11 protein-coding genes are annotated in these 12437 nt (G+C 27.0%); 10 read left to right on the top strand and 1 reads right to left on the bottom strand.

Annotation, left to right across the window (positions count from 1 at the left end):
• The first annotated feature begins 63 nt into the window (after nt 1–63).
• The 9 genes from H0H57_RS02425 (at nt 64) to rplS (ending at nt 10450) form a co-directional block, all read left to right on the top strand.
• Nucleotides 64–1218: a cysteine desulfurase family protein gene (locus tag H0H57_RS02425; protein WP_185863706.1), complete on the top strand. Its 1155-nt coding sequence runs from the start codon at nt 64–66 to the stop codon at nt 1216–1218.
• Nucleotides 1219–1289: 71 nt separating this feature from the next.
• Nucleotides 1290–1943 (top strand): succinate dehydrogenase cytochrome b subunit, encoded by a 654-nt coding sequence (locus H0H57_RS02420; protein WP_185863705.1) that lies wholly within the window; start codon nt 1290–1292, stop codon nt 1941–1943.
• Between the two features lie 11 nt (nt 1944–1954).
• Nucleotides 1955–3979, top strand: coding sequence for a fumarate reductase/succinate dehydrogenase flavoprotein subunit (locus H0H57_RS02415; RefSeq protein ID WP_185863704.1), 2025 nt, complete (start codon nt 1955–1957; stop codon nt 3977–3979).
• A 27-nt stretch (nt 3980–4006) separates the two neighbouring features.
• Entirely contained in the window at nt 4007–4759 is a 753-nt protein-coding gene (locus H0H57_RS02410) for a succinate dehydrogenase/fumarate reductase iron-sulfur subunit (protein WP_185863703.1), read from the top strand.
• Between the two features lie 16 nt (nt 4760–4775).
• A complete protein-coding gene (locus H0H57_RS02405; protein ID WP_185863702.1) occupies nt 4776–5732 on the top strand; it encodes an acetyl-CoA carboxylase carboxyltransferase subunit alpha in 957 nt (318 codons plus the stop codon).
• A gap of 87 nt (nt 5733–5819) precedes the next feature.
• Nucleotides 5820–7391 (top strand): replicative DNA helicase, encoded by a 1572-nt coding sequence (gene dnaB, locus H0H57_RS02400; RefSeq protein ID WP_185863701.1) that lies wholly within the window; start codon nt 5820–5822, stop codon nt 7389–7391.
• Nucleotides 7392–7406: 15 nt separating this feature from the next.
• A complete protein-coding gene (locus tag H0H57_RS02395; RefSeq protein ID WP_185863700.1) occupies nt 7407–8633 on the top strand; it encodes an ABC transporter permease in 1227 nt (408 codons plus the stop codon).
• Between the two features lie 54 nt (nt 8634–8687).
• Nucleotides 8688–10091: a phosphoglucosamine mutase gene (glmM, locus tag H0H57_RS02390; RefSeq protein WP_185863699.1), complete on the top strand. Its 1404-nt coding sequence runs from the start codon at nt 8688–8690 to the stop codon at nt 10089–10091.
• A 14-nt stretch (nt 10092–10105) separates the two neighbouring features.
• A complete protein-coding gene (gene rplS, locus H0H57_RS02385; RefSeq protein ID WP_185863698.1) occupies nt 10106–10450 on the top strand; it encodes a 50S ribosomal protein L19 in 345 nt (114 codons plus the stop codon).
• A gap of 46 nt (nt 10451–10496) precedes the next feature.
• Here rplS and H0H57_RS02380 read toward each other — a convergent pair whose 3' ends face one another.
• Entirely contained in the window at nt 10497–10772 is a 276-nt protein-coding gene (locus tag H0H57_RS02380) for a hypothetical protein (RefSeq protein WP_185863697.1), read from the bottom strand.
• 195 nt (nt 10773–10967) lie between these two features.
• On the opposite strand from H0H57_RS02380, the gene guaB reads away from it, so the two are divergent.
• Nucleotides 10968–12434 carry an IMP dehydrogenase gene (gene guaB / locus H0H57_RS02375; RefSeq protein WP_185863696.1) on the top strand — a complete coding sequence of 489 codons (1467 nt, stop codon included), beginning with the start codon at nt 10968–10970 and terminating at the stop codon, nt 12432–12434.
• Nucleotides 12435–12437: the final 3 nt, after the last annotated feature.

Here is a 12437-nt window from a genome sequence, read left to right as displayed (position 1 = left end):
TTAACAAACGGAAATTGAATACATTATATATTTGTATGTATATGTAAAAATTTTTAATAGTAAATGAAACGAGCATATTTGGATAACGCAGCTTCCACTCCTATAAGAAATGAAGTTTTGAAAGTAATAATGAATACATTAAAATCCTCATTAGGAAATCCTTCTTCTGTACAGCACAGTTATGGAAGAGAAACTCGTTCAATTTTAGAGGAATCTAGGATTTGTATTGCAAAAAATATTAAAGCATCTCCTTCTGAGATTATTTTTACTTCAGGAGGAACTGAAGCCAATAATCTCGTATTAAGATCTTCAGTATTAGATTTAGGTATCAAACATATTCTAACCTCACAATTAGAACATCTATCCGTATTACAAACAATTTTAGATCTATCTATTAGATACAAAATATCTGTAGATTTTATTTCAATTAATAAAAAAGGAATATTAGATTTCAATAACATGGAAAAATTTTTGAAAAAAAATATATATAAAAAAACACTTGTTAGTTTAATGTATGCTAATAATGAGATTGGAAATTTGTTAGAGGTAGATCAAGTAGTTTTTTTATGTCAAAAATATAATGCTTATTTTCATTCGGATACTATACAAGGGATAGGAAATCTTCCTATTAATATGGAAAAATTATCCTGTGATTTTGCTACTGCAAGTGCACACAAATTTTATGGACCAAAAGGAATTGGGTTTGCTTTTGTAAGACATCATATTTTAAAAAAAATGAAACCTTTTATGACTGGTGGAGTTCAGGAATATGGAATTCGTTCAGGTACGGAAAACATACATGGAATTGCTGGATTATCAGAAGCTTTACGATTATCTTCTTGTAATTTTACAAGTCATATAAAAAAAATACAAGATTTAAAATCTTATTGTATTTCAGAATTAAAAAAAATAATTCCCAATATCATTTTTAATGGATTATCATATCATCCTGAAAAAAGCATCCCCTCAATATTAAATTTTTTGTATCCCATAAAACCGGATCATTTGTTTTATTTTCATTTAGATTTAATGGGAGTTTCTGTTTCTAAAGGAAGTTCTTGCAATCGAAAGAATCAGAAAATATCTCATGTAATTCAATCTATAACAGATGAATATTTATTAAAACAAACAATGCCTATTAGAATTTCTTTTGGAATTTTTAATGAAAAAAAAGATATAGATTTACTTGTAAATACTCTTAAAAAAATTAGAAAATAATGGTGATGTTATATAAAAAAATATTTCATATATCTTCTTTATATTTACTTAAATAAACATTGTGAATTACAGTGAATCATTCCAATTTTCTTCAATCTTCTATTGGAAAGAAAGTGGTCATGGCGACTACAGGAGTTTTTTTAATGATTTTTTTGTTATTGCATTTGAGTGTAAATTTATTTCTTTTTTCAGGAGAAAAAGCTTTTAACGAAGCTGTTTTTTTTATGAGACAAAATATATTTATTCGAATAATGGAATATGTTCTTGCCATAGGTTTTGTAATTCATATTTTATTAGGAATTAAACTACATTTAGAAAATAAAAAAAGAAAGGGGGAAATTGATTATGCTGTGAATTCTTATTCTACTAGTTCATTTAGTAGTCGTACAATGGTATATACAGGAATTTTAATTTTATGTTTTTTAATTTTACATCTTATCAATTTCATGATCCCCATGAAATATTCAAATCATTTTCATTCAATTTCTGATTATCATATAGTTGTTTCTTTATTCAAAAATCCTGTTTATACATTTATATATGTATTTTCATTTTTTATTTTAGGCATTCATTTAAATCATGGATTTCAATCTTCTTTTCAATCTTTGGGTTTATCCAATGAAAAAAGATGGTTTTGGATCCAAAAATTTGGATTTTTATATTTATGGTTGATTTGTTCTGGTTTTTCTCTTATTGCTATTTGGTTTTTTTTTAATGATCACTAATATTTTTTTTAATGAAAGATTCCTTTAAATTTCATTCGAAAATTCCAGTCAGTTCGTTAACTCATAAATGGATAGATTATAAATCTACTTTAAAATTAGTATCTCCTAACAACAGATCTAATATAGAAATTATTGTTGTTGGAACAGGACTTGCTGGAGGGGCAGCTGCCGCTTCTTTATCAGAATTAGGATATAGAGTAAAAGCTTTTTGTTACCAAGATTCTCCAAGAAGAGCACATTCTGTAGCGGCACAAGGTGGAATTAATGCATCTAAAAATTATAAAGGAGACAACGATTCGATTTATCAATTATTTTATGACACAATTAAAGGTGGAGATTATAGATCTAGGGAAGCAAATGTTTATCGTTTAGCAGAAATTTCTTCAAACATCATAGATCAATGTGTAGCCCAAGGAGTTCCATTTGCTCGTGATTATGCAGGATACTTGGAAACCAGATCTTTTGGAGGAACAAAAGTTTCTAGAACCTTTTATGCAAAGGGACAAACAGGACAACAGCTTTTATTAGCATGCTATTCTTCTATGGCTAGACAAATCGGAAAAGGAAGAATAAAGATGTATAATCGTCATGAAATGTTAGATTTAGTAACTGTGGATGGGATTGCTAAAGGGATTATTGCAAGAAATCTAATTTCCGGAGAAATAGAAAAACATGCAGCACATGCTATAGTTATAGCTTCAGGAGGGTACGGAAATATATTTTTTTTATCTACCAATGCAATGGGATCTAATGCAAGTGCTATATGGAAAGTTCATAAAAAAGGAGGATTTTTTGCTAATCCTTGTTACACTCAAATACATCCCACTTGTATTCCTATACATGGAAATTATCAATCTAAATTAACATTAATGTCTGAATCATTAAGAAATGATGGAAGAATATGGGTTCCCAATAAATTAGAAGATGCTGTATTCTTACGAAATGGTTCTAAAAAACCTGAGGATATAAGTGAAGAAAATAGAGATTATTATCTTGAAAGACGCTATCCTTCGTTTGGAAATCTTGTTCCAAGAGATGTTGCATCTAGAGCTGCGAAAGAACGTTGTGATAAAGGATTTGGAATAGAAAATAATGAGAACAAAGAAGGCGTATTTTTAGATTTTAGTTTTTCTATAGAAAAATATGGAAAAGAAAAAGCAAATGAACTTGGAATTCAACGATCCAATTCATTGGATAAAAAAAAATTAGGAAAAGAAATAATGGAATCTAAATATGGAAATTTATTTCATATGTATGAAAAAATTACCAATGAAGATCCTTACAAAACTCCTATGAAAATTTATCCAGCAGTCCATTATACAATGGGAGGTTTATGGGTTGATTATAATTTAATGACTTCTATTCCTGGATGTTATGTTATAGGAGAAGCTAATTTTTCTGATCATGGAGCAAATCGACTAGGAGCTTCTGCATTAATGCAGGGATTAGCTGATGGCTATTTTATTTTACCATATACTATAGCGGATTACTTATCTAAATGTATCACAGAAAAAATATCTACAAAACATATAGCTTTTCAAAAATCAGAAACAAATGTAAAAAATAGAATTCAAAAACTTATTCAAAATAATGGAAATATGCCTGCTGATTTCTTTCATAAAAAACTTGGAAATATTATGTGGAAATATGTAGGAATGAGTAGAAATCATGTAGGGTTATATAAAGCTATAAAAAATATACAAGAACTTCGATATGAATTTTGGAAAAATGTTTTTGTTCCCGGATATATTGATGATGGATTAAACTCTGAATTAGAAAAAGCTGGACGTGTAGCGGATTTTTTAGAATTAGGAGAATTAATGGCTATGGATGCTTTAAATAGAAAAGAATCTTGTGGAAGTCATTTTCGTGAAGAGTATCAAACAAAAGAAGGAGAAGCTCTTCGTGATGATGTTCATTATAAATATGTTTCTATATGGGAATACAGGGATAATCATCCTATAAGTGATGAAATTATGCATAAAGAAGATTTAAATTTTACTTTTGTAAAAGTACAGTCACGTTCTTATAAATAAAAAAAAACATATTAAAGAAAAAAACTTATGAATTTTAAGTTAAAAATATGGAGACAAAAAAATAGTGAGGAAAAGGGGTTTTTTAAAACTTATCAAATCTATAATATATCTTCTAATAGTTCATTTTTAGAAATGTTAGATATTCTAAACAATCAGATCATCTTATGTAAAAAAAAAGATTCTTCTCCTATATCATTTGATCATGATTGTCGTGAAGGAATTTGTGGAATGTGTTCTCTATATATTAATGGGAGAGCACATGGTCCAGATAGTTTAATTACTACTTGTCAACTTCATATGCGTCATTTTCATGATGGAGAAACTATATATGTAGAGCCTTGGAGGGCTAAACCTTTTCCTATAATTAAAGATCTTATTGTAGATAGATCATCTTTTGATAGAATTATTATATCAGGTGGATATATTTCTGTAAATACATTTGGAAAAACAATAGATGGAAATATGATTCCAATTTCAAAGGATCAAGCAGATAAAGCTTTTGATGCGGCTACATGTATTGGTTGTGGTGCATGTGTAGCTGTATGTAAAAATAGATCGGCAATGTTATTTGTTTCAGCAAAAGTTTCACAATTTGCTTTATTACCGCAAGGAAAAATAGAGAGAAAAAAAAGAGTTGTGAATATGATAAAAAAAATGGATGAAGAAGGATTTGGAAGTTGTACTAACACTAAAAGATGTGAAGTTGAATGTCCAAAAGGGATCTCCACAGAATATATTTCTTTTATAAATCGTGAATATATTCAATCATTTACTATTTAATTTTTTTTGTTTAAATATGGAATATTTAGATTTTGAAAAACCGATCCAAGAAATTCAGGATCAATATGTGAATTGTGTACTAATAGAAAAAAAAAGTGGGATCAATATGAAAGAAATTTGCAATCAATTGCAATTAAAATTGGAAAAAACTATTAAAAAATTACACAGTAATCTTACACCTTGGCAAAGAGTACAATTATCTAGACATCCAAATAGACCTTATACTTTAGATTATATACATTCCATAACAAAAGAAGATTCTTTTATTGAATTACATGGAGATCGTCATTTTGGTGATGATAAGGCTATAGTAGGAGGATTTGGAAAAATAGAGGATCATACTTTTATGCTAATTGGAACTCAAAAAGGAAAGAATACTAAGGATAGACAGTATAGAAGATTTGGAATGCCTAATCCAGAAGGATATAGAAAAGCTTTGCGTCTTATGAAATTAGCAGAAAAATTTGAAAAACCTGTTATTACTTTTATTGATACACCAGGAGCTTTTCCTGGAGTTGAAGCAGAAGAAAGGGGGCAAGGAGAAGCCATAGGTAAAAATATTTATGAAATGATGTGTTTAAAAGTTCCCATTATTGTTTTAATTATAGGAGAGGGTGCTAGTGGAGGAGCTTTGGGTATTGGAATAGGAGATAAGGTTTCCATGATGGAGAATTCTTGGTTTTCTGTAATTTCTCCGGAAAGTTGTTCTACCATACTTTGGGGAAGTCGAGATCATAAAGAAAAATCAGCAGAAGCATTGAAATTAACAGCAGAAAATATGCATAAATTAAATCTTATAGATAATGTCATAAAAGAACCTTTAGGTGGAGCTCATTTTTGTCCTAAAAAAGCTTATAAACTTGTCAAAAAACAAATTGTTGAACATTATAAGCAATTATCTAAAATTAATATAGAATTTCTTCTTAAGCAAAGAAAAAATAAGTATATTTCTATTGGTTTTTTCGATGAATAACGTTTTATGATTTATTATTTATTTATACCGATCATCTATTTTAGATTAACTTCATTCTTATTATGTTTATTTTTTTAAAATGATTTTATGAGTAATATTATACAGGAAGAAACCAATCAATTTCGTTTCAAAAACTTAAAAGGTGGAAAAATTCCTCCTCAAGCATTAGATTTAGAAGAAGCCATAATAGGAGCTATTATGATTGATAAAAAAGGATTAGATGAAGTTATTGATATACTTTTTCCTGAAATTTTTTATAAGAAGGAACATCAAGAAATATTTTTTGCAATACAAAAATTATATCATAATTCTAAACCTATAGATATATACACTGTTTTAAATGAACTTAGAAAAATCGGAAAATTGGAATCAGTAGGAGGAGAATTATATTTAATTGAATTAACACAAAAAGTTATTTCTTCTGCACATATAGAGTATCATAGCCGTATAGTAGTACAAAAATTTATTCTAAGAAAATTAATCAGTATATCTTCTCATATTATACAAAAATGTTATGAGGAAAGTACAGATGTTTTTGATCTTTTAGATCATGCAGAATCAAAACTTTTTGAAATTCATCAAAAATATTTAATAGAAAAAAAATATGAAACCACTCAATGTCTTATACAAAAAGCTATTGAAAAAATTAAAAAAACAGAAAAAGAAGGATTAAGTGGAATTCCTTCTGGATTTCATAAACTGGATTATATTACTTCTGGATGGCAGAATTCTGACTTAATCATATTAGCTTCCAGACCTGGAATGGGTAAAACCACTTTTATGTTATCTATGGTTAAGAATATAGTTGTAAACCAAAAAATTCCAATTATAATTTTTTCATTAGAAATGTCTTCAATTCAATTAATTACAAGGTTGATCTCTTCAGAAACTGGCATTTCTTCAGAAAAAATTAAAAAAGCAAATTTATCTCAATTAGATTGGAAACGATTGTTACATAAGACAAAAAATTTAAAAAATGTTCCTTTATTTATAGATGATACTCCTTCTTTATCTATATTTAGTTTACGTGCAAAATGTCGTCGTTTGATATCTCAACATGGAATTAAATTAATCTTCATAGATTATATGCAATTGATGGGTATACATGATCATGGTTCTAAATTACAAAATAGAGAGCAAGAAATATCGGTTATTTCTAGAAGTCTGAAATCTATAGCGAAAGAACTGGACATTCCAATAATAGCTTTATCTCAACTCTCTCGAGCAGTAGAAACAAGAGGAGGAAATAAACGTCCTGTATTATCTGATTTACGGGAATCAGGAGCGATTGAACAAGATGCAGATATAGTTTTGTTTATTTACAGACCTGAATATTATGGATTTAAAATTTGGGATTCGGATGAAAATAATGATTCCTGTATAGGTCAAGCAGAAATTATAATTGCTAAACATAGAAATGGAGGATTAGATAAATTTCGTTTAAAATTTATAAGTGATCAAGCTCAATTTGTAAACTTAGAAGAAAAAAAACATGTTTCATTAGTTTGGGAAGAAGATTACAAAAAAAATGTTATTGATCAAAAAGATTTTTTTATGTCTTCTTCTTATGATGATTTTGAAGATCATACGTTATCAGAATCTAATTTTAATAATGAAATAGATTTTAACGATGAAAATTCTTTGAAAAAAGAAATTTAGAATTAAAAAATAAAATTGAATTTTGAATGGTTTTTTTCCCAAAAGACGGTTTGGGAGGATTGTAGAAAAAATCAAACTCTTAGAACAATAGTTATCATAACACAAACAACAATAATTTTCGGTTTGATTATATCTTTTTTAACTTTTTCTATAGGATTTGGATTTAAAGAAATTATAAAAGATAAACTATTAAATGTTAGAGGACAGATTCTTATTCATAAGGAAAATTCAAAAACAAATTCTCCTTTTTTTTATAGAATAAAAAAAAATTGTTTATTGAAAAAGTTTTTCAAATCTGATTTAGTTAAACAAATTCATGGAATTTCTGAAAAAAATGTGATTATTTCTACCAATAAAAAAATAGACAGATATATATTTAAAGGATTATATGAAGATTATAATCCTGCTTTTTTTCAAAATTTTTTAATAACAAAAAATGTTTTTTCAAAAAATTTTTTATGTAATCAAAATGTTCTTGTATCTAAAAAAGTATCCTTATCATTAGGATTAAATGTTGGATCAAATATTAAAATAGATTTTTTATCTTTTGATAAAAAAAGAAATCCTATTTTTTTTGAAAAAACATTTATAATTTCTGGTTTATATGAAACTGGAATACCAGAATTTGATGATGTATATATTATTGGAAATATAAAATCTATTCAGAAAATTTACGGATGGAAAAAAAATTTAGTAGAAAAATTGGAAATTTTTGTTTCTTATGAGAATCTAAAAAAAGAAATTTTTAAGAAAAAACCTAAAGAATTTTTAGTTCAAAATATTAAAAGTAATCATGATCTCATCAAATGGATAAATATTTTTGATGTAAATATTGTTGTTATTAGTCTGATTATATTTACATCTGTGACTATTAATATGATTGTATTTATTCTGATTCTTCTTTTAGAAAGAATTAGAACGATAGGTATTTTAAAAACTTTAGGAGCTAAAAATCAAGTCATACATAAAATATTTTTGTTTTATATCGTACAAATATTGATCCCTTCATTAATTATAGGAAATAGCATTGGAATCACTTTATTGGTATTGCAAAAAAAATTTCATTTAATCTCATTAAACAAAACACAATATTTTGTTGATTTTGTTCCTATTTTCATTAATATTTTCCATTTGATCATTATCAATTTATCTATTGTTTTTATTTGTTTTATAACAATATTTTTTCCTTCTTTATTTTTTATTAAAAAAACCCATCCCATAAAAGTGATAGAATTTGAATAATTCAAACAATTTAATTTTTGTATTTTTGTTTGTAATAAAAAAATTCAATTATTTTTGACACTTGTAAAATCTTCATCTGGAATAAGAGGAACATTGGGAGGAAAAGTTGGAAAAGGTTTTTCTCCCATAGATCTCATTCAATTTGCTGCAGGATATGTTTTTTGGATGAAAAAAAAACATAAAAATAAAAAAAAATTTGTTTTAATATTGGGTAGGGATGGAAGAGTTTCTTCTATTTTATTTCAAAAATTTTTAATAATTACTTTTCAAAGTCTTGGAGTAGATGTAATAAACATAGGGTTATCTACAACTCCTACTGTTGGTATTGCTGTGATGAATGAAAAAGCTGATGGAGGAGTCATGTTAACGGCAAGTCATAATCCTAAAAATTGGAATGGATTAAAAATGTTTAATTCTTATGGAGAATTTTTATCTGAAAAAGATTTTGAAAAAATGTTATATATAGCAGAAAAAAAATATTTTAATTTTTCTTCATATAAAAAATTAGGTCATCTTTTTTATAAAGAAAATTATATTCATAAACATATAGAAAAGATTCTTTCATTATCTATTATAGATAAAAAAATTATTCAAAAAGCTCAATTAAAAATTGTGATAGATGGAATTAATTCTACAGGAGGAATAGCCGTTCCTATTTTGTTAAAATCTTTAGGGGTTCATGTTGTTAAAATGTATTGTGATCCTCATGGAGATTTTGTTCATAATCCTGAGCCTATTGAAAAAAACTTAAGAGAAATCTGTAAAAAAGTACCGGATTTAAAAGCAAATTTAGGAATATCCGTAGATCCTGATGTAGACCGTGTTGTGTTTATTTGCGAAAACGGAGATTTTTTTGGAGAAGAATATACTTTAGTATCCATAGCAGATTATATATTGGAAAATCAATTAGGACCTATCGTTTCTACTTTATCATCTTCTCATGCATTGAAAGATCTTTCTATCAAAAAAGGTGTTCCTTATTATTCAACTCCTGTCGGAGAAATCCATGTTGTAAAAAAAATGAAAGAAGTTCATGCTGTTATTGGAGGAGAAGGAAATGGAGGAATTATTTATCCTAAATTCCGTTATGGAAGAGATGCATTGATTGGAATTGCATTATTTTTAACTCAAGTATCTAAACTAGATAATATTCCATTATCTAAATTAAAAAAAAGATATTCCAATTATTTTATGTCTAAAAAAAAAATTCGATTTTTCTTTCATTCTCATGAACGATATAAACGGATGGAAATATTATTAAAAACAATAAAAAAAAGATATAAAGGAAAAAAAATGGATTTTAGTGATGGAATTAAAATTTATTTCAAATCTAATGAATGGATACATATCAGGAAATCAAATACTGAAAATATTATTAGAATACATACAGAAAGTCCTTCAAAAAAAAGAGCTGATTTTCTATCTAAAAAAATTAGATATGAAATAAAAGAATTATAATAAATAATCAAATCATGTTTCAAAATATTATAAAATATACGGAAAATCAATTTTTATCTAAAAATCATTTTCCATTGTTTCATTCAGGAGATACAATCACTGTTTTTTTCGAAATTAAAGAAGGAGAAAAAAACAGAATTCAATCTTTTAAAGGAGTGGTAATCAAAAAACAAGGTAAAGGATTAACAAAATCATTCACTCTTCGTAAAATAAGTGCAGGAATAGGAATAGAACGTATATTTATTTTCCATCAACCTAATATACGGAAAATAGAGGTGAATAAAAAAGGTAAAGTGAGAAGATCAAAGATTTATTATTTTAGGACTCTAAAAGGTAAAAAGGCAAGAGTCAAAAGCTGAGAAGTAAAAAAAGTGTGTTTACACTTTTTTTACTTCTACTTTTTTATTATTTTTTATCGTTTTCCTCAGGTGTTCCTTTTTCTTTTTCAGATGTATTGTTATTATTTTCCTCATTAGTGTTTTTTGAGGAATCCTCACTCGTTGTAGGAGGGGTATTGGTGTTGTTAGTGTTATCTGTTTGATTTTCATTATTATTAGCTGTTTTTTCCTCTTCTGTTGTAGGGGAATTGCTTTCATTTTTATTTTTGTTGTTGCAACTAATAGTAAACAAAAATATTGCTAACAAGATTGTGGTGACTGTAATTCTTAATTTTTTCATCATAATCGATAGTATTTCAGTTATTACATATTCTGGACAAATTTATATAAAAAATTGGAATGAAAAAATAGATCATTATCTGTATTTTTTTTTTAAATAAAATATAACTAGATTTTCTTTTTTTGTAGTTTGAAAATAAGAATATTATGTATCCGTTAAGATATAACAAATAAAATTATATATTATTAAAATAAAATTATGTCTTTAAATAAAAAGATTTTAAAAGAGGCTCTTACTTTTGATGATGTTTTGCTTGTTCCTTCTTATTCTTCAATTCTTCCATCGGAAGTTTCTCTTAAAACATCTCTGACACTTGATATTACTATGAACATTCCTATATTAAGTGCGGCTATGGATACAGTAACAGAATCTTCTTTAGCTATCTCTATAGCTAGAGAAGGAGGAATCGGAATTATTCATAAAAATATGAATATAGAAAATCAATCAGAAGAGGTTTACAGAGTCAAAAGAAGTGAAAGTGGAATGATAGATGATCCTATTACTCTTTCTAGAAATTCAACATTAAGATATGCACAATATCTTATGAAAAAATTTAAAATTTCTGGATTACCTGTTATAGAAAAAGATTATTCATTAGTAGGAATTATCACCAGGAGAGATATAAAATATCGTACAGATTTAGATTCTTTAGTTGAAGAAGTAATGACAAAAGAAAAGTTAATTACATCCAAAAAAAATATAACTTTAGAAAAAGCTAAAGATATTTTATTGAAAGAAAGAATAGAAAAATTGCCTATTGTAGATGATTTTCATAAGTTAGTAGGATTAATCACAATTAGAGATATTGATAATTTGATTGAATATCCTAATGCTTGTAAAGATTCTAGAGGTCGTTTACGTGTAGGTGCAGCTGTTGGAACAGATAAAAAAACCATAGAAAGAGTAGAATCATTGGTAAAAATAGGAGTAGATATTATAGCTATAGATTCGGCACATGGTCATTCATCTAAAGTATTAAAAACCATAAAATTAATCAGAAATTCTTTTCCAAAAATAACATTATTAACAGGAAATGTAGTGACAATGGAAGGAGCTAAAGATTTGATAAATGCTGGGGCTTCCGTTTTAAAAGTAGGAATTGGGTCTGGATCTATCTGTACAACAAGAGTCATAGCTGGAGTAGGGATGCCACAAATCACAGCCATTAATGATGTATATGAATATGCTAAAAAAAGAAATGTTAGCGTTATTTCTGATGGAGGAATTAGATATTCAGGAGATGTGGTTAAAGCGATTGCTTCTGGAGCTAGTTCTGTTATGATTGGAAGTTTATTTGCTGGAACAGATGAAGCTCCAGGAGAAGAAGTAATTTTTCAAGGAAGAAAGTTTAAAACTTATGTAGGAATGGGATCATTAATAGCTATGAAAAGAGGAAGTAAAGATCGCTATTTTCAATTTAATGAAAAATCTGTTCCGGAAGGAATAGAAGCTATAGTCCCCTACAAAGGAAAAATGAAAGATGTAATTTATCAAATTTGTGGAGGATTGCGTTCCGGAATGGGATATTGTGGTGTTTCCTCTATTACAGAGCTTATGGAAACAGGTAAATTTGTAAGAATTACTAACTCAGGATTAAAAGAAAACCATCCACACAGTGTAAATATTACTAAAGAGTCCCCTAATTATTTTAATTATAGTCAATAAAAA

Source organism: Blattabacterium cuenoti, assembly GCF_014251755.1.
In the GTDB taxonomy this organism is placed as follows: domain Bacteria; phylum Bacteroidota; class Bacteroidia; order Flavobacteriales; family Blattabacteriaceae; genus Blattabacterium; species Blattabacterium cuenoti_AN.
The sequence above is the reverse complement of the archived record's forward strand: the minus strand, read 5'-3'. Positions and strand labels throughout refer to the sequence as shown.

What these genes read in the sequence shown, in the direction of transcription:
- H0H57_RS02425 (WP_185863706.1), top strand. Translation starts at nt 64, where the DNA reads ATGAAACGAGCATATTTGGATAACGCAGCTTCCACTCCTATAAGAAAT.
- H0H57_RS02415 (WP_185863704.1), top strand. Translation starts at nt 1,955, where the DNA reads ATGAAAGATTCCTTTAAATTTCATTCGAAAATTCCAGTCAGTTCGTTA.
- H0H57_RS02410 (WP_185863703.1), top strand. Translation starts at nt 4,007, where the DNA reads ATGAATTTTAAGTTAAAAATATGGAGACAAAAAAATAGTGAGGAAAAG.
- H0H57_RS02405 (WP_185863702.1), top strand. Translation starts at nt 4,776, where the DNA reads ATGGAATATTTAGATTTTGAAAAACCGATCCAAGAAATTCAGGATCAA.
- dnaB (WP_185863701.1), top strand. Translation starts at nt 5,820, where the DNA reads ATGAGTAATATTATACAGGAAGAAACCAATCAATTTCGTTTCAAAAAC.
- rplS (WP_185863698.1), top strand. Translation starts at nt 10,106, where the DNA reads ATGTTTCAAAATATTATAAAATATACGGAAAATCAATTTTTATCTAAA.
- H0H57_RS02380 (WP_185863697.1), bottom strand. Translation starts at nt 10,772, where the DNA reads ATGATGAAAAAATTAAGAATTACAGTCACCACAATCTTGTTAGCAATA.
- guaB (WP_185863696.1), top strand. Translation starts at nt 10,968, where the DNA reads ATGTCTTTAAATAAAAAGATTTTAAAAGAGGCTCTTACTTTTGATGAT.